General features: G+C 65.6%; 18 protein-coding genes. 10 read left to right on the top strand and 8 right to left on the bottom strand.

The genetic code is table 11. The annotated features are described in order from the left end of the window. Positions 1 to 40 precede the first annotated feature (40 nt). Complete coding sequence (locus tag BLT73_RS02445) at positions 41 to 1,219, top strand: glycosyltransferase family 4 protein (protein ID WP_090520506.1); 1,179 nt, start codon at positions 41 to 43, stop codon at positions 1,217 to 1,219. Here the strand turns inward: BLT73_RS02445 and BLT73_RS02450 are convergent. The 5 genes from BLT73_RS02450 to BLT73_RS02470 are packed head-to-tail and all read right to left on the bottom strand — an operon-like array spanning position 1,216 to position 5,748. Beyond that, positions 1,216 to 2,292 carry a response regulator gene (locus tag BLT73_RS02450; RefSeq protein WP_090520507.1) on the bottom strand — a complete coding sequence of 359 codons (1,077 nt, stop codon included), beginning with the start codon at positions 2,290 to 2,292 and terminating at the stop codon, positions 1,216 to 1,218. The two genes, BLT73_RS02445 and BLT73_RS02450, sit on opposite strands and share 4 nt — an antisense overlap. Positions 2,293 to 2,310: 18 nt before the next feature. Further along, positions 2,311 to 3,483, bottom strand: coding sequence for a DegT/DnrJ/EryC1/StrS family aminotransferase (locus BLT73_RS02455; protein ID WP_090520509.1), 1,173 nt, complete (start codon positions 3,481 to 3,483; stop codon positions 2,311 to 2,313). A 2-nt stretch (positions 3,484 to 3,485) separates the two neighbouring features. Next, positions 3,486 to 4,172 carry a PIG-L deacetylase family protein gene (locus tag BLT73_RS02460; RefSeq protein WP_090520511.1) on the bottom strand — a complete coding sequence of 229 codons (687 nt, stop codon included), beginning with the start codon at positions 4,170 to 4,172 and terminating at the stop codon, positions 3,486 to 3,488. After that, on the bottom strand, positions 4,169 to 5,080 hold the full coding sequence (locus tag BLT73_RS02465; RefSeq protein ID WP_090520513.1) for a methionyl-tRNA formyltransferase: 912 nt from the start codon (positions 5,078 to 5,080) through the stop codon (positions 4,169 to 4,171). Before BLT73_RS02465 ends, BLT73_RS02460 begins: the two co-directional genes overlap by 4 nt. Further along, a complete protein-coding gene (locus BLT73_RS02470) occupies positions 5,077 to 5,748 on the bottom strand; it encodes a sugar transferase (protein ID WP_090520515.1) in 672 nt (223 codons plus the stop codon). Before BLT73_RS02470 ends, BLT73_RS02465 begins: the two co-directional genes overlap by 4 nt. 25 nt (positions 5,749 to 5,773) lie before the next feature. On the opposite strand from BLT73_RS02470, the gene BLT73_RS02475 reads away from it, so the two are divergent. From BLT73_RS02475 to BLT73_RS02515, 9 genes are all read left to right on the top strand, one after another. Beyond that, positions 5,774 to 7,054 carry a glycosyltransferase gene (locus BLT73_RS02475; protein WP_090520518.1) on the top strand — a complete coding sequence of 427 codons (1,281 nt, stop codon included), beginning with the start codon at positions 5,774 to 5,776 and terminating at the stop codon, positions 7,052 to 7,054. Further along, the gene (locus BLT73_RS02480) at positions 7,051 to 8,916 is read left to right on the top strand and encodes a GumC family protein (protein WP_090520520.1); all 1,866 of its coding nucleotides are present in this window, start codon (positions 7,051 to 7,053) and stop codon (positions 8,914 to 8,916) included. Before BLT73_RS02475 ends, BLT73_RS02480 begins: the two co-directional genes overlap by 4 nt. A gap of 28 nt (positions 8,917 to 8,944) precedes the next feature. Beyond that, on the top strand, positions 8,945 to 10,306 hold the full coding sequence (locus BLT73_RS02485) for a pectate lyase family protein (protein WP_090520522.1): 1,362 nt from the start codon (positions 8,945 to 8,947) through the stop codon (positions 10,304 to 10,306). After that, complete coding sequence (locus tag BLT73_RS02490; protein ID WP_090520524.1) at positions 10,303 to 11,577, top strand: polysaccharide biosynthesis/export family protein; 1,275 nt, start codon at positions 10,303 to 10,305, stop codon at positions 11,575 to 11,577. The genes BLT73_RS02485 and BLT73_RS02490 overlap by 4 nt, the downstream gene beginning before the upstream one ends. Further along, complete coding sequence (locus BLT73_RS02495) at positions 11,574 to 12,401, top strand: sulfotransferase family protein (protein WP_090520526.1); 828 nt, start codon at positions 11,574 to 11,576, stop codon at positions 12,399 to 12,401. The genes BLT73_RS02490 and BLT73_RS02495 overlap by 4 nt, the downstream gene beginning before the upstream one ends. A 383-nt stretch (positions 12,402 to 12,784) precedes the next feature. Next, positions 12,785 to 14,872 carry a polysaccharide biosynthesis protein gene (locus tag BLT73_RS02500; RefSeq protein WP_090520527.1) on the top strand — a complete coding sequence of 696 codons (2,088 nt, stop codon included), beginning with the start codon at positions 12,785 to 12,787 and terminating at the stop codon, positions 14,870 to 14,872. Beyond that, the gene (locus BLT73_RS02505) at positions 14,869 to 16,101 is read left to right on the top strand and encodes a glycosyltransferase family 4 protein (protein WP_090520528.1); all 1,233 of its coding nucleotides are present in this window, start codon (positions 14,869 to 14,871) and stop codon (positions 16,099 to 16,101) included. The genes BLT73_RS02500 and BLT73_RS02505 overlap by 4 nt, the downstream gene beginning before the upstream one ends. Positions 16,102 to 16,149: 48 nt before the next feature. Further along, positions 16,150 to 16,947, top strand: coding sequence for a sugar phosphate nucleotidyltransferase (locus tag BLT73_RS02510; RefSeq protein WP_090520529.1), 798 nt, complete (start codon positions 16,150 to 16,152; stop codon positions 16,945 to 16,947). Positions 16,948 to 16,964: 17 nt separating this feature from the next. Continuing rightward, positions 16,965 to 18,083 (top strand): glycosyltransferase, encoded by a 1,119-nt coding sequence (locus BLT73_RS02515; RefSeq protein WP_090520531.1) that lies wholly within the window; start codon positions 16,965 to 16,967, stop codon positions 18,081 to 18,083. Here the strand turns inward: BLT73_RS02515 and BLT73_RS02520 are convergent. The 3 genes from BLT73_RS02520 to BLT73_RS02530 are packed head-to-tail and all read right to left on the bottom strand — an operon-like array spanning position 18,053 to position 20,689. Beyond that, positions 18,053 to 18,724, bottom strand: a complete 672-nt coding sequence (locus BLT73_RS02520) for an HAD family hydrolase (protein ID WP_176804853.1) — start codon at positions 18,722 to 18,724, stop codon at positions 18,053 to 18,055. The two genes, BLT73_RS02515 and BLT73_RS02520, sit on opposite strands and share 31 nt — an antisense overlap. Then, on the bottom strand, positions 18,705 to 19,673 hold the full coding sequence (locus tag BLT73_RS02525) for an ATP-grasp domain-containing protein (protein WP_090520533.1): 969 nt from the start codon (positions 19,671 to 19,673) through the stop codon (positions 18,705 to 18,707). The genes BLT73_RS02520 and BLT73_RS02525 overlap by 20 nt, the downstream gene beginning before the upstream one ends. Further along, positions 19,670 to 20,689 (bottom strand): NAD-dependent epimerase/dehydratase family protein, encoded by a 1,020-nt coding sequence (locus BLT73_RS02530; protein WP_090520535.1) that lies wholly within the window; start codon positions 20,687 to 20,689, stop codon positions 19,670 to 19,672. Before BLT73_RS02530 ends, BLT73_RS02525 begins: the two co-directional genes overlap by 4 nt. Positions 20,690 to 21,172: the final 483 nt, after the last annotated feature.

The raw sequence follows: 21,172 nt of genomic DNA on the forward strand, positions 1-21,172 counted from the left end.
GCGGTGTTTGCCTCGGGCCGCTTTCGGGAAGTTCTGTGTTATGTGCCCAGTCAGAATTCTGTTTCCCTTTGCCGGGGATACCGGCCTCGGGGGAAGCCATGTCTCCGCGCTCAATCTCATCACCGGCCTCGACCCCGACCGCTTCGACGTGCGCATCCTGCTGCATCAGAGGCTGGGCACGGTGGGCGAATATTTCCGGGACATGGGCCTCAATTGCGAGGTGATCGAGGATCTGCCGCTGATGCGCACCCTGAATTACCCGCGCGACGGAGATGTCGGGATCGGCCGCTATATCGGCTCTCTCTCGCGGCGGATGATGGGCGAGATCAGGCGTCTCGATCCGCAGATCGTCCACACCAATGAGGGGCGAATCCACACCAACTGGGTGATCCCGACGCGCATGGCCCGGCGCAAGCACCTGTGGCATCACCGCCAGGATCCGCGCGCCTTCGGGATCAACAAGATGGCGCCGCTGCTGACAAACCAGATCGTCAGCGTCTCGCATTTCTCGCGCCCCGCCGCCCCGGTCCGGCCCGTGGACGACATCTTCACGGTGGTGCGCAGCCCGTTCGATTTCGACGACCAGGTGCCCGATCCCGCGCAGGCGCGACGGGACATTCTGGCGGAGCTGGGCCTGCCCGATGACACGTTGTTGCTGGGATGGTTCGGAACGCTGGTGGACCGCAAGAAGCCGGTTCGCTTTGTCGAGGCCGTGGCCGCGATCCGCAACGCCGTGACCGACCGCCCGGTGCACGGGCTCCTGTTCGGCGGCGCGGTGGATACCGACCCCACGCAGTGGCAGCAATGCCTGGACAAGGCAGCGTCCCTGGGGATGTCCGACGCCATCAGCATGATGGGCTTCCGCCACCCGATCCAGGGCTACATGGCGGGGGTCGATCTGTATCTGGTCACGGCGATCAACGAGCCTTTCGGCCGCACGCTGATCGAATCGATGCATTTGGGCACACCGGTGATCGCCACCGCGCATGGCGGCAATCCCGAGGCCATCCGGGATGGCGAAAACGGCTTTCTGGTGGCGCCCGAAAATCCCGCCGCCTTCGTCGCCCCGGTGCTGGACCTGCTGAACGACCCCGGCCAATATGCCCGCATCGTCGCCAATGCCCGCGCAGATGTGCATGCCAAATACGGGCGCGAGGTGCATATCCGCCAGATGACCGAGATCTATGATCGCCTGGCGCCGCCAGGCCGGGCCGCCTAGCCGTCGGCGGCCGGACCGCCCGGCGATTCGGCCAGATGCACCGCGCGCAGCAGGGTAATCAGGTCGGATTGCCGCGACGTGCCGCTTTTCTGATAGATATTGCGCAGGTGATAATTCACCGTCGGCTTGGCGATCCCCATCATGTCGCCGATCTGGTCCAGCCGCAGCCCCTCGGCAAGAAACTGGGCCAGCCGGGCCTCGGTCGGGGTCAGCCCGATGGCGTCCGCGACCAGCCGACCGCCCTCGTCGCTCTGATGGCTGGTGGCGAAGATCAGCGAGGCGACGATCATCTCCGGGTCGTCCTTCGCGGTCAGCGCCATTGTCGCCACGAAAAGCTGCTGCGCCGCATTGCCGCGCGACAGGCCGGTCGGGATCATGCGGAAATCAAGCAGTGGAAACTGGACGCAGTTCGCGCCATTCCCGTTCTCGCGCCCGATCTGCGACACCTGGCGCAGCACCCAGCTTCGGATCCGGGCAGCATGGGCGCGCGAAAGCTGCCGCGCGCTGCGGTTGGTAAAGATCTGCTGGCCATGCGAATCGAACAGCACGATGCCAAAGGACAGCCCGTCGAGCAGCCGGTGGAAGGCATGGATGCGCGGCACGCCCTCGTCAAGCTCGCCCTCGATCAGCATGGCCGAGCGCAGGCGCGCCGCGATGCGAAGCTGCGCCTCGATGGAGGCCACGATCAGATTGAGGTCCACCGGCTTGACCGCGTAATCATCGGCCCCCGCCAGCTTGGCCGCGGCGATGTCGGAGGAATGGCCATATTCCGACATGACGATGATCGGCATCGCCGCAAGATCGCCGCGGTCACGCCGGATCATCTGCAACAGCGCCATGCCCTCATACCCCGGCAAGGCCTGGTCGCACAGCATCACATCCGGCGGCACGACGTTGAGCTGGAACAACGCGCTATCCGCATCCGCCGCCAGCGAGACCTGGAAACCCCGGCACTGCAATCCCGGCATGAGCCGCTCCTGCAGCGATCTGTCATCCGTGCACAGCATGATCCGCCGCGACCGGTCGATGCCGGGACGCTCCATCACATCCCCCGTCGAAACGCTGTGTCGCATCCGGTTCCTGCCCACCTCTCAGCCCGTCGCATCGGCCAGCACCTCCAGCAGGGCTCCGGCGAGGCTGTGCAGCTCCTCTGCCGACCATGTCGGATCGACGAGGAAGGCGAGGCTGGTGCGCCCCAGCTCCTCCGCCACCGGCAGGGGCGCGTCCGGGCGGTTGCCGGGTGCGGCGAAAATCTGCTCGCGATAGATTTCTGAGCAACTCCCGGAGAACACCGGCAGACCTCGCGCGCCGGCCTCGGCCAGGATCCGGTCGCGATCCCATCCGGCTGCCAGCGTTTCCGGGCGCAGGAAGGCGTAGAAGCGATACCACGCATGGGTGATCCCCTCGGGCGGCATCGGGATGCGCAGCGCCGGCGATTCGCCAAGCGCCTTGGCCAGGGTCAGGGCGTTGGCTTCACGCGCCGCGCGCCAGTCCGGCAGGCGGCGAAGCTGGATGCGGCCAATCGCGGCGGATGGTCCGGTCATGCGCAGATTCGTCCCCGGCCCCGCCGCATGCAGCCAGCGGAAACCGGGTGGCGGGTTCTGCTGGAACACCAGCTCCCGGTCCTTGCCGTGATCCTTGAAGCTCCAGATCCGGTCGAAGAGATCCGCGTCATCCGTGACGACCATGCCGCCTTCGCCCCCCGTGGACATGATCTTGTCCTGGCAGAAGGAATAGGATCCGAGCGTGCCGAACCCGCCCACCGGCCGATCACCGATGCGGGCGCCATGTGCTTGCGCACAATCCTCGATCACCCAGAGATCATGTTGCCGTGCCAGCTCCATGATCCGGGCCATGTCGCAGGGCCATCCGGCCAGATGCACCGGGATGATCCCGATCGTGCGATCCGTAATCAGCGGCGCGATCGTCTCGGGCGTGATGTTCTGGCTGTCGGGGTCGATGTCGGCGAACACCGGACGCCCGCCCGCCAGAAGGACACAGCTTGCCGAGACGACGAAGCTGCGCGGCGTCACGATCACCTCCTCGCCCGGCTGAAGATCGAGCGCGCGCAGCGCCGCGTCCAGCGTCACGGAACCGTTTGACATGGCGATGGCGTGGCTGGTTCCGACATGGGCGGCGAACTCCGTCTCGAAGGCGCGCACATCCGGGCCGGTCCAGGCATTCACCTTGCCGGATGCGAGCGTTGCCGCGACAGCCGCGATCTGCTCCTCGTCGAAAACCGGCCAGTTCTGGGATCGCTGCATCGTCAAACCACCATTCTGATCGTGACAAAACCTTCCGCCGCGCGGCGGTGAACGGTCGCGCCGCGCAACGTGGCAAGCGCGGTCAGCGACGCGACGGAGCGTTCATGCGGCGGCGGTTTCTGCTGGCTCTCGAACATGGCGAACGCGTCCAGCTTGCGCTGCAAGCTGTCCGAGATGTCGATGAACATGTTGGGCAGGAAACCGGGCGTCAGATAGGGCGCGTTCCAGTTGGTTTCCGACAGCGTCTCATAGGCGAAGATCTGCGTCGGATAGGCCTGCTGATGCGGGCGCGACGCAACGAGGGCGGACAGGAAGCTGAGCTGGTGGTCGAGGTGAATATCACCCGGATGCGGCGCGAAGATGGTGCGCGGCGCGACGTTCCCCACCACGGCGGAGATCGCGGCGTTCAGCTCGGTATGCGCGTATTCGCCCAGTTCCGCCGCGGGGCAGTCGAGGTAGTGCGTCTCGGTCACGCCAAGCGCGTCATGCGCGGCCTTGGCCTCGGCCCGCACGGCCGCCACCTGCTCGCTGGCAAAGCGCGGCGCACGGCCCGTCGTCACGATGGCGACATGCAGCTCCGCCCCCGCATCGGAGAGCCGCGCCATCGTGCCGCCGACGCCAAGCACCTCGTCATCGGGATGCGGGGCAATCACCAGGACAGGGCCGAATCCCGCCAATGCGTCGGTCATGCCCTGCCCCCCAGAATTGCATGGCGCCCGAGCCGCACAGGCCCGGACCAGTCGAGCAGGTCGAGGCAGCGCCCATCGCCGCACATCACCGTCACCTCTCGCCCGTCGATGTGCTGGATCTGGCCGGGCAGGCCGATGAAACGGTCGCTGCGCGGATGCAGCCTTGCGCAGGTGACGGTCACGATCTCTGACTTGCCGGTCCGGGTGGTCGCGCCGGGATAGGGCGGGCCGACGGCGCGGATCAGCCGCTCGATCATCGCGGCGGACCGGGTCCAGTCGATCTCGCCATCTTCGGGGCGGCGCCGGGCGCAAATCGTGGCCGCGTCGTGATCCTGCGGGATGGCGGGGCGTTCGCCCGCCGCGATCCCCGCGACGAGCGGCGGCAGGATCCGCGCCATCTCTCCCACCGCGCGGTCATAGAGTTCGCGGGCGGTGATCCGGTCCGGGTCGATATCAAACACGCTCTGCGCCGCGATCTCGCCATCGTCGACGCCTTCGTCGATCCAGAACAGCGTGGCGCCGCCGACCCGCTGCCCGGTCAGGATCTGCCAGGGGATGACGGCGCGGCCGCGCATCCTGGGCAATGGCGCGGGGTGGAAGCCCAGCACGCCCTGGCCGGGCAGGTCCAGCAGGTCGCGACCGATCAACTGCGACCAGCCGATGATCATGACAAGGTCCGGCGCCATCTGGCGCAGCGCCTCCATCAGCGCCGGATCATCCGTGCGCGCCACGCGCTGCAAGCGGATGCCATGCGCGCCCGCGATCGGGCCGAGATCGGCGAAATCCGAATGGGCCGAGGCGCGCTCAAGCGGCAGCGTCACCACCAGATCCGGCGCCTGACCGGCTTCGCACAGCGCCCGCAGCGCGACCGCCGATCCCTCCACCGCGCCGATGAAGACGGTCCTCATGCTGCCTCCTCGACCGCGCGACCGAAACGCTCGCGCGCCCAGCGAGAGGCACGCGCCAGCCGGGCGTCGTGCCGGACCTCGCCACGCAGCGGCACCAGCAGTGTTTCGGCCAGGATGCGGAGATCCAGCCCCGCGCGACGATGCGCCACATACCAGAGATCGAAGGCCAGCTTCTCGGCATTGCTGAGGCGGGTATTCCCGCTGACCTGCGCCCAGCCGGTCAGACCGGGCGGCACGGAATTGCGGATCTCGCCCAGGCGGCCAAAACCGGCCACTGTCGATTGCAGCAACGGGCGCGGCCCGACAAGCGCCATGTCGCCGCGCAGCACGTGCCATAATTGCGGCAGCTCATCGATCCGCAGTCGCCGGATCAGCCGGGTCATTGCGCTTTGGCGCTGATCGTCGGGCAAATGCGCGCCGGCCGCATCCCGCGCATCCGTCATCGTCCGAAACTTGACAACAGTTATTTTTCGCGCGTTTTTTCCAGCCCGGATCTGACGGAAAATGACCGGCCGGCCGAGTTGCATATAAATTAATAATGCAACCGAAAGCTGAACGGGCAGAGATACGGCTAACAATATCGCCGAGATGAGAAATTCCAGAGGACGGGACACGAACTGAACCTGATACTCGATAACACGTAAACGCCTTGGTCTTGTCTTAGCCAATTAACCGCTTCTGCCGCAACGATCAATGCCGTCCATTCGCAGCAGGCGCGCACATGCATTAAACTTTCCGTTTCAAATTCACGAAATCTCGATTAGCGTGTGCTTTGTTTTGTTCGGTTATCAAGTTTTCCACGGTATGGCTCAATCAAAAATTGTTCATGTGATTGCCGGCACATCATTAGGTGGCGCCGAGATGATGCTTTACCGTTATTTGCGCGCCCTTGACGCGCGCCGCCACGATCATCTCGTCGTCTCGGTCATGCCGCCGGGAGAGATCGGCGAGATGATTCGCGAGCTCGGTGTCGAGGTGGTGGACCTCGGCGCGCAATCCGGGCGCGATCTGGGTTTTGCGGTGCGCCGTTTCCAGACCGTCATTGCAGGGACGCAGGCCCGGCTGGTTCATGGCTGGATGTATCACGGCTGTCTCGTGGCGACGCTGGCGCTGCTTTTGTCGCGGCGCAGCGATATCGGGCTGATCTGGGCGATCCACCATTCCCTGTCCGACCTGCGGCTGGAAAAGCGCGCGACGCGGGTGGTGCTGCGCGCGCTGCGCTGTCTTTCGGGCCGGGCGGATCGAATCACCTACTGCTCGCGCCGGTCGGCGGCTCAGCATATCGCGTTCGGCCTGCCTCCCAATCATTGGGAATTTCTGCCCAATGCGGTTGATTCCGCAGAGTTTTCACCGGACGCGGAAGCCCGGTCCCGCCTGTGTGCCCTGACGGGCATTCCGCCGCAACGAAAGATCATCGGAACCATCGGCCGCAGCCACCCGATGAAGGACCACACCACCTTCGCGCGAACCATTGCGCGGCTGATCGCGGATGGAGTGGATGCTCACGGGGTGTTGATCGGCGATGGCCAGCCCAACGGGGCGGCGATGGCGGAGGCGCTGCGATGCGGCATTGCCGACCGCCTCACCGCGCTTCGGGCGCGGCGAGACATTCCCCAGCTTGTGCCGGGTCTGGACCTGTATCTGCTGAGCTCCGCCTGGGGCGAGGCGCTGCCGCTCGCGGTGGCCGAGGCGATGGCGGCCGGGGTGCCGGCGGTGGTCACGGATATCGGCGATTGCGCCTGGCTGGTGGAGGGCTGCGGCGCGGTTTGCCCGCCCGGAGAGCCCGAGGCACTGGCGAAGGCCGCGAGAGGTCTGTTAGAATTATCTGCGGCCGACCGTGTTGTGTTGTCGGAGGCCTGCCGTCGACGAGTTGCCGAGTTTTTGTCCATGAACGAGTATATCTTGCGACATGCTGATCTGTACCGCCGTGTCCGGCGGAGGCGCTGTTCAACCCCGCGCCAGGAGGCGGCATGAACAGCCCCGGCCTGCCAAGGCGTCGTGCCGTCAAACCCGCATCCACCCCGCAAGAGCGGATGGACAGCGAGGAATTCATCCAGCTTTTGCGACGGAACATGTGGCTGATGCTGGTCGTGGTGCTGCTGGTGATGGGCGGCACCTATGCCTACCTGTCGCGCGTCACGCCGATGTATCGCGCCGAGGCCGGCATGGCGCTGACCACGTCGGAGGTGCGGATCAGCCAGGTCGATACCGAGCTCGAGGTGTTCGACCTGACCCGCGCCCGCGTCGAGACCGAGCTTGACCGGCTGCGCTCGCGCAATTTCGCCGAACGGGTGGCCAAGTCGCTCGACCTGTTCAGCGACCCGACCTTCCTGCCGGTGAGCGAGGGCGGTCCGGCGGTCGATTCGCCCGCGCGCGGCCGCGCGGTGATCGACAAGGTGCTGGCGTCTTACACGCTGCAGCGCTCTGGCGAGAGTTTTGTGATTACCGTCGTGGCGGAATCCTCATCGCCGGACATGGCGGCGGCCATCGCGAACTCGGTGGTCAAGGCCTTCATTGCCATGTCAACCGAGGCGCAGAGCGAGGGGATCGAGAAGTCCATCGAGTATCTGCAAAGCCAGATCGACCGGATGGGCGAGGATCTGACGCTGGCACAGATGGAACTGGCGACCTTCATCCGCGAAAACGTGCTGGACGACATGGAACTGCCCGACCGGCTGCGCCGCGAACGAACCCATATCAGCTCGGTCATCGACGTGATGAACCAGAGAAACGAGGGGAACACGGCCGAACGGCAACGGCTGGAGGCCGATCTGGCCGAGGTCGAGGAACAGCTCTCTGAACGCACGCTGAGCGAGCTTCGTCTGGCCCGGCTTGAGCTGGGGGTGGAATTGATGAACACCCGCTACCAGACCGCGGTGGAGCGCCTGAACATCCTGGAGCCGCAGCGCGATCAGGTGCAGCCCGATGCCCGGCAGATCACGACGGCGGAAGTGCCGACCGAGCCGTTCCGGCCGAATATCCCGACGACGCTGGCACTCGCGCTGCCGGGCGGGCTGATCCTCGGGTTCATCCTGGCGCTGCTGCGCAGCACGATGAACCGGCAGATCTGGAACGGCCCGCAGGCCACCCATGTCAGCCAGTTGCCCAATCTGGGCAATCTGCCCCGGATCCCGCGTCGCGGCCTGTTCCGCAACCATCGGCCCACCTGGTTCGTCAACCGCTATCCCCGGTCCGAATACAGCGAGGCGATGCGCGCGCTGCTGACAGTCTGGTCCAGCCAGGACACGCGCGACAAGGCCCCGCGCGTGGCGATGATTACCTCGGCCCTGCCCAATGAGGGGAAGTCGACCGTGGCGACATCCATGGCGGCCATCGCCTCGCAGGACGGGATGGAGGTGCTGCTGCTGGATTTCGACACGCAGCGCGCCGGGGCCACGCGATATGTCAGCGGCAACGTCAACGCCCATTCGCTCTCGGACATGAATGACGGCCGCATCACGCTGGATCAGGCGGCGGTGGCGGCGGGCGAGGACGGCAATTTCGACGTCATCTCCTTCGACCAGAAAACGATGCTGACCCCGCGCGTCGTGTCGGATTTCGAGAAGAACGTGCTGCCGAAGATGATCCGCAAATATGACATGATCCTGATCGACACGCCCCCGGCACTGGGTGTCGCGGACGCCGCCCGGCTGGGGACGCTGACCGACAACACGCTGATCGTCGTCCGCTCGGGCAAGACGCCGGAGCGCGCGCTGCGCAACTGTGCCGAGCGGTTGGAGGATAGCGGCGTCAAGATCGCGGGCACCGTCATCAACGATATCGAGGCGCGCCGTTTCCGGCAGACCAATCTCGGGGGCAGCTATGGCTATTACTGATCCCGCCTTACGCAGGCTTGTCTGGCGCTTGGCCGTCCTGCTTGCGATCTTGCCGTGGCTGGCCCTGCAATCCGCGGCGCAGGAACCGCGGGCAGCGGCTTTTCCTGGTGCGCAGGGATACGGCGCCGCCGCAACCGGCTGGCGCGGCGGAGAGGTGATCGCCGTCACCAATCTGGAGGCGCGCGGCACAGGCAGCCTGCGCGATTGTGCCGAGCGCGACGTGCCGCGGGTTTGCGTGTTCCAGGTCTCCGGCACGATCGAGCTGGACGAGCCGATCTTCGCTAAATCCGACCTTTACATCGCCGGGCAGACCGCGCCGGGCGACGGGATCCAGCTTCGCAACCGCGCCGGCGCCACCCACGGCCCGATCATCGCGAAGGACGCCGACGACGTGGTGATCCGCTTTCTGAAGCTGCGCCCCGGCGCGGGCGACCGGGAAAGCTCCACCATCGATGCGCTGACGGTGGAGAATGGCACCGATGTCTATCTGGGCAATCTGTCGCTGATGTTCGCCTCGGACGAGACCTTCGCGATCCATGTCTCCAGCGGCACCTCGTCGGACATCACGCTGGCCGACAGCATCCTGGCCTATAGCCTGGACGGCGCGAACCATCCCAAGGGCCGCCACTCCAAGGGCGCACTGATCTGCTCGGAAGAGGGGCAGGGATATGAATGCGGGCGGATCAGCCTGCTGCGAAACATCTTCGCCCATCACCGCGACCGCAATCCCGACATCAAGGCAACCGATATCGGGCCGGTCGAAGTGGTCAACAACGTCTTCTATGATCCGATCAGCCAATTCGGTGAGTTCTACGACCATCTGGGCAATGCCCGTATCGCCTATGTCGGCAACCTCGCCATGACCGGCCCCTCGACGAACAAGCGCGCCACCGCCGCGGTCGAGCTGTTCGACCGGGTGGAGGGCAATGACGTGCGCATCTTCGCGCAGGACAACATCGCGCGAAGCTGCAACGGCGAATCTGATCTGCCGGTCCTCGACCCGCTGGCCGAGAACCTGCAGACCGATGCGCCGATCGAGTTGACCCTGGCACCGGCTGCGGCGTCGGATCTGCCCGGATCGCTGATCCGGCGGGCGGGGGACGTGCTGCCTGACGGCGCGCATCGTGACCGGCTGGATCAGCGGGTCATCACCGATGTCAGCGAATGCCGGGGCGAGGTCATCGACGACCCGGCGGAAGTCGATGGCTGGTCCGACATCGCCGCATCCGATGGCGCGGCGGATCGCGACGGCGATCTGCTGCCGGATGCCTGGGAAGAGGCGCAGGACGGGCTCGACCCGGACCGGGCCGATGATCCCTGGCAGGTGATGGACGGCAGCGGCATGTCGGCCGTCGAGACATGGCTGGCGGAGTTGGCAGGTGACGCATGATCGACCGGATACGCCGTTTGCCGAGACGCTGGTTTTGCCGCTTCACCGCCCCCCGCATCGCGCCGATCCTTGCCGTCTGCGCGCTCGCGATCCAGCCGCAATCGGCCCACGCGCAGGCCGAACCCTATCGCCTGAACCCGCAGGACCGGCTGATGATCCGCGTCCTGACCTATGATTACCGGCTCAACAGCCTGACCGGCTGGCAGGGCCTGTCGGGCGAGTACGGGATCAGCCCGGAAGGCAGTCTTCAGCTTCCGCTCGCCGGCACCCTGCAGGCCGAGGGCCTGACCCAGGCAGAGCTGAGCGAGGCGATATCCGACCTGCTGCGCCGGCGGGCCGGGCTGGATGAGACCCCGCAGCTTTCCGTCGAACTCATGTCCAGCCTGCCGGTCTATGTTCTGGGCAATGTCGAACAGCGCGGCGCGGTCGAATACCGGCCCGGCATGACGGCGCGCCAGGCGCTTGCGCTTGCGGGCGGCATGTTTAGGGCGCAGGCCGCCAATGACACGGTCAGAATCGTGGCGCTTTCCGGCGCGCTGAGCGAGGCGGAGGGCACGCTGCGCGCCTTCGAGACCGAACAGGCCCGGATCCGCGGCGAACTGGCCGAATTGCAGGGCGATCCGACGGCTGCAACTGACGCGCCGACGCCATCCGAAAAGGACGTGCAACGGCGATTGCAGATCGCCGACCAGACGGCGCGGCAGGTGCGGATCGACAGCTACAACGACCTGCACGTCATGTTGCAGGAAAAGGGCGCGCGCCTGACCAAGCAGCTCGAGTTGCGCGATGAGCAGATCGAATCGACCCGTGAACAGCTTGCCGGGATCGAATCGCTGAACGAGCGGGGGCTTGCCGTGAATGCCCGCGTGACCTCGCTGGAAGCCTCGCTGAGCGAGCTGGAGTCGAAGCGGCTGGAGATCGAGACGGCCCTGCTTCTGCTGGACGAGCAGTTGAACCAGGCCGAACGCGACCGCGACACGATCACCACCGATGCCATCGCCGAACGCCTCGCACGGCTGAGCGTGCTGGAGTCCGAACTCGCGGCGGCGCGAATCCGGCAATCAACGGCGCGGGCTCAGCTTCAGGCGGTGCTGGGGGCGGACACGCCGGCCCCGGACGCGGAAACGCCGCCGGAGCCGATCTTCATCGTCACCCGCGACGGCGACAGCAGAGAGATCCTGCCCAACGACCGGCTGCAACCGGGCGATACGCTGGATATCAACCTGCCCGCCATCGATACCGCCGAGACCGAGCAGGACATGATGCAATGAGCGATGCCCGCCATTTGCCAGATTTCATCATCGCCGGCGCCGCGAAATCCGCGACGACCTGGCTGCAGCACTCGTTGCAGCAATCGCCGCAGATCACCATGCCCAGCCACGAGCCGCATTTCTTCTCGCGCCGCTACGAGGAGGGCATCGACGCCTATCTGGAGGAGCTTGGCGAGGCGTCGCCCCGCACAGTCTTGGGCGAGAAATCGAACAGCTATCTGACCGCGCCGGAGGCGGCCGCACGGATCCGGCGGCACGTCCCGGATGTGCGGCTGATCTTTCAGTTGCGCGACCCGGTTGCGCGGGCCTACTCGGATTACCTGATGCTGTTCCGGCGCGGAGAGGTGGACGCGAACATCTCCCACCATCTCGACCCTGACAAATCCGCTTCGGGCCGGTTTCTGAATGACGGCCGCTATGCCGACCATATGCAGCGTTTCTATGATCTGTTCCCGGCGGAGCAGATCCTGGTTCTCCGCTATGAGGACATCAAGCGCGATCCGGTGCGGCAGCTTGCCCAATGCTCGGCGCATCTGGGATTGCGCGAAGTGCTGGCCTTGCCGATCGAGGGGCGCATCAAGGATTCCCGCGCCGCCGTCGTGCCACGGCCGTTGCGGCGTATGCTGGCACCGTTCCGCCCGCTGGTCGACCCGATCCGCAACACCGCCGCGGTCAGCACGTTGCGCAACCTGGTCGCGCGGCCCGTGAAATACCCGGATTTCGATGAAAAGCTGAGGGCAGAGCTTTCGGCATTCTACCGCCCTCAGATCGCCCGTCTTGAAGCGATGACCGGCAAGCAGTTCACGGCGTGGCCTGATGCCTGATCCGCGCCGCCAGGGATATATGTCGAATCATGCAGTGCGCGGCGGCGCGGCACCTGCGCCCGTTTTGCTGAACGGTTTTCAGCGCGGCGCCTGTCCTGACGCCGGGTCAAAGTGCAACGACAAACCTGGCTCACTTTTCAGTTGTAAGTTTGCAAGTGTCGACCTTCAACGAATGTGCAGAACCCCCCATACAAGCAGGAAAATTGCCGGCACTGCCCATGGCAGGTCAGCAGATGTCCGGATCGGCGGTATTTGCCGAACCCATGCGAACTGACGGGTTGTGGACGCCATGATCGTGCCATCATAGCTACGGGGCATTAGTTCTGATTTTGTCGGGGGTTGTCCGCGAGATCGCTCGACTGACCTTGATAGGTGTGTGTGTTATGTTTGCGCGTGTTGACGAGTTGCGGCGGCTCGGATTCTGGGCCTCCAGAAAATTCGTGACCATCGGATCCGAGCTTCGGTCGAACTGGAAGCTGTTTGCTGCCGATCTGGTCTCCGTGGTTACGGCGGCGTCGATCAGCATCGTGCTCGCCTCTGGCTCCTATCTCAGCTACACCGAGATCGCGGTCATGCCGGAATTCATCGGCGCGTCATTGCTGGTGGTCATCCCGATCCTGATCCTGTCCGGCTTCTATCGCCGCCACCGGCATTCGGCGACCGTGCCCGGCCTGCTGACCCTGATCCCGGGCACGATCATGGCCGTCGCCGCCTGCTGGTTCATGGCGCGCGGATCCTATTGGCTGCCCGAACTGCCGATCACCACCTTCCCGATCATGTTCCTGCTGATGCTGACGATGTTCGCAGGCGCCCGCGTGATGGCCCGCACGCGCGAGGTGCGCCGCCGCCGGCGCAATGTCTCAGGCGAGGGCGAGCCGGCGGTGCTTGTCGGTCTTGGTGCGACGAGCGACATGTTCATGCGCGCGGTGCATCAGGGCCTGTCGCCCTATCGCATCGTCGGCATTGTCGATCACGCCATGGACAGCGCCGATCTGCTGTTCCATTCGGTGCCGATCCTTGGTTCGGTGCGGAACCCGCAGAAGGTCATCCGTCGGCTGATGGCGGCCGACGAGCTGCCGCGCGCGCTGCTGTTGACAGAGTCTGTGACGCATTACGACAGCGAGGGCATCGGCGTGCTGCGCAGTTGGGCCGAGGCGCATGGCATCAAGCTGCGTTCCCTGCCCAACCTGACCGATCCCGAGAACCTGTCGCAGACGGCCGGCAATGCGCGGACCATCGACCCCGAGGACGTGCTGACCCGGCCGCAGAAATCGGTGGAGCTGCAATTGCTGCGCAACACCTATCGGGGCCAGAAGGTGCTGGTGACCGGCGCAGGCGGCAGCATCGGCAGCGAGCTGGTCCGGCAGCTTGCCTCGCTCGGGCCGAAGGAGCTCGTTCTGATCGAGCACAGCGAATACAACGCCTACCAGGTCGACCGGCTTCTGGCGCGCCACTTCCCCGATGTGCCGCGCAAGCTGCATCTGTGCTGCATCCGGGACCGGGTGCATCTGCAGTCGATCTTCGAGGAACATCTGCCCGACATGGTGTTCAACGCCGCGGCGCTGAAACATGTGCCGCTGGTGGAGGCCAATCCCTGCGAAGGCGTGCTGACCAACGTGATCGGCACGCGCAATGTCTGCGACGCCGCCCGCGCGGTCGGCGTCAGGGCATTCGTGCAGGTCTCGACCGACAAGGCGGTCAACACCACCAACATCATGGGCGCGACAAAGCGCGTGGCCGAGTTCTACTGCCAGGCGCAGGATCTCATCACCCGCGATCTGGGTTGCGACACGCGGTTCTTTGCGGTGCGGTTCGGCAATGTGCTGGGGTCTTCCGGTTCGCTGATCCCGCTGTTTCAGGAGCAGATCGCGCGCGGTGGGCCGCTGACCGTCACCCACCCGGACATGGAGCGCTATTTCATGACCATTCGCGAGGCGGTCGAGCTGACGCTGGTCGCCGCAGCCCAGGGTCTTCGCGCGCCTGACCATAACGGCCGGATCTATGTGCTGGACATGGGCAAGCCGGTGCGCATCGTCGAGATGGCGGAGCGGATGATCCGCATGGCCGGCAAGGTGCCGGGCGAAGACATCCAGATCGATTACATCGGCATCCGGCCGGGCGAGAAGCTGTTCGAGGAGTTGTTCGACCGCAACGAGGTCGTCGAACCCGCAGGTTTTGCCGGCGTAAGCTGCGCGATACCACGCCCCCTGCCGATCTCGCGCCTCAGGGCGGCGCTCTTGCAGCTCGAACGCTCGGCACGCAGCGGCGACGAGACTGCCGTGCGGCGCGGCCTGGCGGAGCTGGTGCCCGGCTTCAACGGCAGCACCGGCCCCGAGACTCCGGGGCCCGGCGCGGAGCCGAAAGGCGCGGTTCATCCCTTCCCCGCAGCACGGCCGCAGCTTGTGCCCGCATCGCAGCCGCATCAATTCCCGGAGCCGGTCTTCGTGGCACGGGGAAAGGCGATGGCATGAACCGGTTCACCCGAGATCTGGAGGGAGCGCAGGTGCCGGCACCGGCGGTGGCGCCGAAAACCGTCCTTGTCATTGCCGGGCTGGCCTGGTCGCTTGTGAATTTCCGGCTGACGCTGATGCAGCGCATGATGGCAAACGGCCACCGCGTGCTCGCCGCGGCGCCGGACTTCGACCCCGAGACGGAAACCCGCCTGCGCGCCGAAGGAATCGAGCCACTGACGGTGCCGATGCACCGCACCGGGCTGAACCCCTCGCAGGATGTCCAGACCCTGCGCGCGCTGCGCAAGCTGATCCGGGACCGGCGGCCGGACGTGATCCTGCCCTATACCATGAAGCCCATCGTCTATGGCTGCCTCGCCGCGCGGCTCGAGCGCCATCACCGCTGCTACCCGCTGTTCACCGGGCTGGGATACGCGTTCTCCGAGGATGCGCCGCAGGGAAAGCGGCGGGTGGTTCGGCGCGTCGCGATCGAGCTGCATCGCAGAGCTTTGCGGGCTGTGCGTCTCGGCTTCTACTACAACTCTGCCGATCTGCAGGATCTGCGCCGGTTCCGCATGATCCCGGAGGAGGCGCGCATGGTGGCGATCCCCGGTTCCGGGGCCGATACCGATCATTTCGCGGCCACGCCGATCCCGGACGGCATTCCGGTCTTTCTCTTCGTGGCCCGGATGCTGCGCAGCAAGGGGATCTCGGATCTGCTGCAGGCCGCCCGGATCCTGCGCGACGAGGGGCGCGCGTTCCGGCTGGAACTGCTTGGCCCGACGGACAGCAATCCCGATGCCATCGACGCCGAGACCCTCCAGCTTCTGCATGATTCCGGCGAGATCATCTATCACGGCGCGACGCGGGATGTGCGGCCCTACCTAAGGGCGTGCCATGTCTTTGTCCTGCCGACCCGGTTACGCGAAGGCGTGCCCCGCACCATTCTCGAGGCCATGTCCTCCGCCCGCGCTGTCATCACCACCGACGCGCCAGGCTGTGGCGAGACGGTGGGCGATGGCGAAGGCGGCGTCGTGGTGCCGAAGGGTGATCCGGTGGCCCTGGCGGGTGCGATGCGCCGCTTCCTGGACGATCCCGATCTCGCCGCGCGCATGGGACGGCAGGCGCGCGAGCGCGTGCGCCGCAACAATGACATCCATGCCGTCAACCGGCTGCTTCTGACCGAGATGGGGCTGGAGGCCGAACCCCGCATCGCCTCGCCCCCGGCGATTGAACACGCCGTCGCATAACATTCCCGAGATTTCCTGAGCTGCCATAGACGATCGAGAGGGCGCGTGATGAAGACGATCCTGCTTGCTGGAGGAAGCGATACGCTTCCCGCCGAGGAGATCAGCACAATTCCCAAGCCGATGATCGAAATCGGCGGACGCCCGATCATGACGCGGGTGATGGATATCTACAGCCATTTCGGCTTCAGCGATTTCATCATCGCCGCCGGTCATCAGACGGCGGTCATCAAGCAGTTCTTCACCAATTATCACCTGATGGCGAACGACGTGCGCGTGTCGATCGACACCGGACAGGTCGAGCTGCATCCTACCCATGGTGCCGGCTGGACCGTGGCGGTGGTCGATACCGGCATTTTCACCGCCAATAGCGGGCAGTTGCGTCTTTTGCGGGACTGGATCGGCAACGAGAGCTTCATGGTGACCTATGCCGATGGGCTGGGAAATGTGGATATCTCGGCGCTTGTCGATTTCCATCACGGCCACGGCAAGATCGCGACGGTCACGGCGGTGCGCCCGCCGGCGCGTGGCGGCAATCTGGAACTGCTCGACAGCCGCGTGACCGCGTTCACCGACAGTGTCCGGGCGCAGGACACCTGGATCAATGGGGGTTTCTTCGTGTTCGAGCCGACGGTGTTCGACTATCTCGTCGACGATTCCGAGCCGCTGGAGCGTGCCCCGCTGGCCCAGCTTGCGCAGGACGGGGAGTTGAACGCCTATCGCCATACCGGGTTCTGGCATCCGGTCGACACGGTCCGCGACCGCAAGCGGCTGAGCGGCTTCTGCACCACAGACACCCCGCCCTGGCTGCGCTTCGAGCGGCCGGCGGTGGTGAACGCGGCGGAATAGCGTCGGGAGGAGTTCCGTTGAAGATCCTGATGATCCAGGCCGGGTTCGGGGCGGGAGGTGCCGAGAAGGTCATGGCCGCGCTTGCCGCGCATCGCGCCACATTGGGCGACGAGGTTCACGTGGCCGCGATGATGATGCCCGAGGCGGGCAGCTTCTTCGCCTATCCGGGCTCGGTCCGGCTGCATGTCATGGGGCCGCAGCGCGCGCGTGGACCGCTGCTCCAGCCCCGCCGCGCGGTGGATACGGGCCGGCTGATCCGCAAGCTGAAGCCCGATCTCGTGGTCAGCTTCCTGACCAAGGTGAACTGTCTGACCCTGATCGCATCGGCCGGGACGGGCGTGCCCGTTGTCATCTCCGAGCGCAACAATCCGAGCGCGCAGTCCGCGCGCGTCTGGCGCAGGTTGCAGAAAGCACTGATGCCGCGCGCGGCCGGGATCGCGATGCAGACGCAGGACGCAGCGGACGACCTGGCGCCATCGCAGCGGGACCGGGCGCGGATCATCCCGAACCCCTGCCTGCCGGTCGACTTCTCCCCGGCCCCGCCATCCGAGACCTGCCGCTTCGTCGCGGTGGGCCGACTGACGCCGCAAAAAGGCTTCGACATGCTGATCGACGCCTTCGCGGCCCTGCCCCGCGACCTGCCCGCCACACTCGACATTTTCGGACAGGGCGGCGCGCATGGGGCGCTGTCGCAGCGGATCCGGGATCACGGGCTGGAGGGCCGGGTGCGGCTGGCGGGGCTGGCGCCGACCGCGCGGCACTGGATGTCGGCGGGCGATGTGCTGGTGGTCAGCTCGCGCTACGAGGGCTTCAGCAATGTGCTGGCAGAGGCCACATGCTCCGGCCTGCCCGCCATCGGGTTCGATTGCCGCTACAGCGTGTCCGAGATGATCCGGCATGAAGAAAACGGGTTGATCGTGCCCGATGGCGACGTGATGGGCCTGTCCCAGGCGATGGAGCGGATCAGCCGCAACCGGGAGCTGCGCCGCGCATTGGGGCGATCGGCCCATCTCATGGCAAACCGGCTGAAGCCCGCGCAAATCATGTCGCAATGGGACGAGCTCATCGATCAGGCAGCCCGGCAGTCGCCGCGTGTTGCGCCGTCTCAATCGGCCGAAAGCGCCGCATCGAGCTGATCGAAGGTTTCGATCACGCGCTGCGCTGCGTGGGCCCGATCCGGTGGCGACACCAGATGCACCCGCCCCGGTCGGCAAATCTGGACGGTGATCCATCCCATCCGGTTCGGGGTCACGAAATCCTTGCGTGGATTGTCCGCGACATAGACGCAGCGCCGGTCCGGCGCGGCGGCCTCGATCTCCTGAAACGCCCTGGGATGCGGCTTGCCGAAACCCGCGCCCCATTGCCCGGTCGGAATGATCTGATCGAAATGGCGGGACAGCCCGAGCGCCGCGATCTTGTTGCGCTGCATCCGATCCGGCCCGTCGGTAATCAGGCCGAACATCCCGCCGCGTCGGTCCAGATAGCGTGCGGCATCGGGGCACAGCGCAATGCGCGGGTCGTGGTCACGGTAGATCCCCACCAACTCCCCCACGGTCTGCCGATCGGTCAGCCCGGTCCGCCGCAGCGCCTCATCGAAGATGGCCGGGCGATGCGGGCTGTCGAACAGCGCCCGGCACATGGCCGCGAAGCCCGGCACACCGTGCCGCGCCTCGACCCAGTGTCCCACCGCCGCGAATCCGCTGAACGCGAAATCGCGTTCCAGATACAGCGTGTCGTCCAGATCGAAGACGATGCGGTCAGCCGGTGAAGACCGCATCGTCATATCGCAGCATGGTGACACCGTCGCGCCAGTCGTCATGGGCGCGGCTTTCCTGTCCCGACACCTCCTCGACCAGCCAGTCCGCGAAGCGGGCGCCGGCATGATGGGCCAGCGGATAGCCGCCGCCGAACCGCGCATTGATCTCGATCACCTGCGGACCGCGCTGCGCATCGTCCATCACCTGAAAGCACAGCACGCCCCGCGCACCCGGCAAGGCGCGGTGGATCCCCTCGGCCAATTCGCGCAGATCGTCGCGGCGGGTGGTCCGGCCCTTTTCCACCTCGCCGGCACGGGTCTGGATGCGCAGATGCGGCACCACGCAGCGCAGCGCGCCGTTCCGGTCGATGAACATGTTGATCGTGTATTCCGGCCCGTTCAGTACCGGCTGGAACATCATTGCCTCGGGGTAGCCGTCGGGCAGATCCGACAGCGCCCGATAGACGCCGAGACCCCGGCTGGCGCTGCCGCCGACCGGCTTGCCGAAGACCGGCCAGCCCCCCAGACGATCCGGATCGGCGCGAAGCGCGGACTCGCTGCAACTCGGCGGGACAGGAACCCCTTCCGCGCCCAGCACCTGCATGGTCTGCATCTTGTCGCGCACCGTGGCGATCACGCCGGGCGGGGAAACATGGACGAATGCCCCGGCATCGGCCAGGCGATCCGCCGCGGCGGCATAGGCCGCAAGCTCCGTGTCGATGGTTGGCACGATCAGCCGGATGCCGTTCTGCCGCACGATCTCCTCGATCCGGTCGATAAAGTCGGGGGCCGTGCAGCGCGGAACCTGATGCGCATGATCGGCCAGCACGCAGCCGGAGGACAGCTCGGGCTGCATGTCGCAGCCATGCACGACGGTGGCGCCGCCCGCGGCCTGCTGGAAGGCCCGAACCAGTGCCCCCCTGCGCCCGGCCGAGGAAATCAGGACCGGGATCCGGGACAGCGCGCTCATTCCGCGGCGATCTTGTAGAAGTCGCGGAACCATTCGACATAGCTGCGCACCCCGTCGCGGACCGAAGTCTGCGGCGCATAGCCGGTCAGGCGTCGCAGCAGCGCGGTATCGGCCCAGGTGGCAGGCACGTCGCCCGGCTGGATCGGCAGCATGTCCTTGATGGCCTCGCGCCCGGCAGCATCCTCGATCGCGGCGATGAAATCCATGAGCTGCACCGATTCGCCATTGCCGATATTCACCACGCGCCAGGGGGCGACGGGCGACAGCGAATCATCCGGCGCGATTTCGGCCGGATTGGCGGGCCTAGCGGGGGCGGCGTCGATCAGCAGGCGGATGGCGCGGACAAGATCGGTGACATAGGTGAAGTCGCGCCGCATGTCGCCGTGGTTGAACACCTTGATCGGCCGGCCCTCGAAAATCGCGCTCGTGAACAGATAGGGCGCCATGTCGGGGCGTCCCCAGGGTCCATAGACGGTGAAGAAGCGGAACATGGTCGTCGGAATCCCGAACAGATGCGCATAGGAATGCGCCATCGCCTCGTTCGACTTCTTGGTCGCCGCGTAGAAGGACATCTGCGTGTCGACCTTGTCGATCTCGCGGTAAGGCATCTCCGTATTGGCGCCGTAAACCGAACTGGTCGAGGCCATCAGCAGATGGTTCGGCCGGTGCGCCCGAGCCGCCTCGAGCAGCTCGAAACTGCCGAGCAGGTTCGCTTCCACATAGGCGCGCGGATTGTCGATGGAATACCGGACGCCGGCTTGCGCGGCCAGATGGACCACGGCCTCCGGCTTGTGCGTCGCGAACAGCTCCATCAGCAGCCCCGGCTCCTCGACCTTGCCGCGGATGGCCTGGTAATCGGGGTTGAGCTTTAGCTGACCTTCGCGCGCGCCCTTCAGCGCCGGATCGTAGTAGTCGTTGTGACTGTCCAGACCGATGACCTGATGGCCCTCGGACAGCAGCATTTCAGACAGGTGATATCCGATGAATCCTGCGGCGCCGGTGACAAGAACCCGCATCGAGTGACCTCACTTCATTCAACTGCGACGCAACAATGCATCGCATCGAGATCATCGCATCGCAATTCCAGATCATGGCCGAATTGCGGCCCGGAACGACAAAGGATGTTCCCAAACTCGTTAAAGCGGCAGCAGCCGACAGGTGCCGTCCGCCCCGGCGAGATTGAAATCGCGGGCCGGTATTGTCAACAGCATAGTCCTGATCTGGTTCAGAAAATGAACGTCGCGGCGTCGTCTCAACCGGCTGAAAATATGTCGTTTTCATGGCGTTCTATCAGATTGCCCGGGCACGATTGCGCGGCAGGCTGTAGAATTGCGCTGGCTTTCCCGTTTTGCGGGCAATTCGGGGAATTATGTGCGTCTCAGGATTGTAAATAGGCCACTCACATTGGCGAAAGCTTTTCGCGTGCAATTCGCGTCTGCGTCCGCATTCGGTGCAATTCACGCCACCACCGCCGCACATCACTCCAACATGAATGGCGG

Origin of the sequence: Paracoccus isoporae, assembly GCF_900101865.1 — a bacterium.
GTDB lineage: Bacteria > Pseudomonadota > Alphaproteobacteria > Rhodobacterales > Rhodobacteraceae > Paracoccus > Paracoccus isoporae.

What these genes read in the sequence shown, in the direction of transcription:
- BLT73_RS02495 (WP_090520526.1), top strand. Translation starts at nt 11,574, where the DNA reads ATGAGCGATGCCCGCCATTTGCCAGATTTCATCATCGCCGGCGCCGCG.
- BLT73_RS02510 (WP_090520529.1), top strand. Translation starts at nt 16,150, where the DNA reads ATGAAGACGATCCTGCTTGCTGGAGGAAGCGATACGCTTCCCGCCGAG.
- BLT73_RS02480 (WP_090520520.1), top strand. Translation starts at nt 7,051, where the DNA reads ATGAACAGCCCCGGCCTGCCAAGGCGTCGTGCCGTCAAACCCGCATCC.
- BLT73_RS02475 (WP_090520518.1), top strand. Translation starts at nt 5,774, where the DNA reads ATGCCGTCCATTCGCAGCAGGCGCGCACATGCATTAAACTTTCCGTTT.
- BLT73_RS02460 (WP_090520511.1), bottom strand. Translation starts at nt 4,172, where the DNA reads ATGACCGACGCATTGGCGGGATTCGGCCCTGTCCTGGTGATTGCCCCG.
- BLT73_RS02505 (WP_090520528.1), top strand. Translation starts at nt 14,869, where the DNA reads ATGAACCGGTTCACCCGAGATCTGGAGGGAGCGCAGGTGCCGGCACCG.
- BLT73_RS02520 (WP_176804853.1), bottom strand. Translation starts at nt 18,724, where the DNA reads ATGCGGTCTTCACCGGCTGACCGCATCGTCTTCGATCTGGACGACACG.
- BLT73_RS02500 (WP_090520527.1), top strand. Translation starts at nt 12,785, where the DNA reads ATGTTTGCGCGTGTTGACGAGTTGCGGCGGCTCGGATTCTGGGCCTCC.
- BLT73_RS02465 (WP_090520513.1), bottom strand. Translation starts at nt 5,080, where the DNA reads ATGAGGACCGTCTTCATCGGCGCGGTGGAGGGATCGGCGGTCGCGCTG.
- BLT73_RS02530 (WP_090520535.1), bottom strand. Translation starts at nt 20,689, where the DNA reads ATGCGGGTTCTTGTCACCGGCGCCGCAGGATTCATCGGATATCACCTG.
- BLT73_RS02490 (WP_090520524.1), top strand. Translation starts at nt 10,303, where the DNA reads ATGATCGACCGGATACGCCGTTTGCCGAGACGCTGGTTTTGCCGCTTC.
- BLT73_RS02445 (WP_090520506.1), top strand. Translation starts at nt 41, where the DNA reads ATGTGCCCAGTCAGAATTCTGTTTCCCTTTGCCGGGGATACCGGCCTC.
- BLT73_RS02450 (WP_090520507.1), bottom strand. Translation starts at nt 2,292, where the DNA reads ATGCGACACAGCGTTTCGACGGGGGATGTGATGGAGCGTCCCGGCATC.
- BLT73_RS02525 (WP_090520533.1), bottom strand. Translation starts at nt 19,673, where the DNA reads ATGAGCGCGCTGTCCCGGATCCCGGTCCTGATTTCCTCGGCCGGGCGC.
- BLT73_RS02455 (WP_090520509.1), bottom strand. Translation starts at nt 3,483, where the DNA reads ATGCAGCGATCCCAGAACTGGCCGGTTTTCGACGAGGAGCAGATCGCG.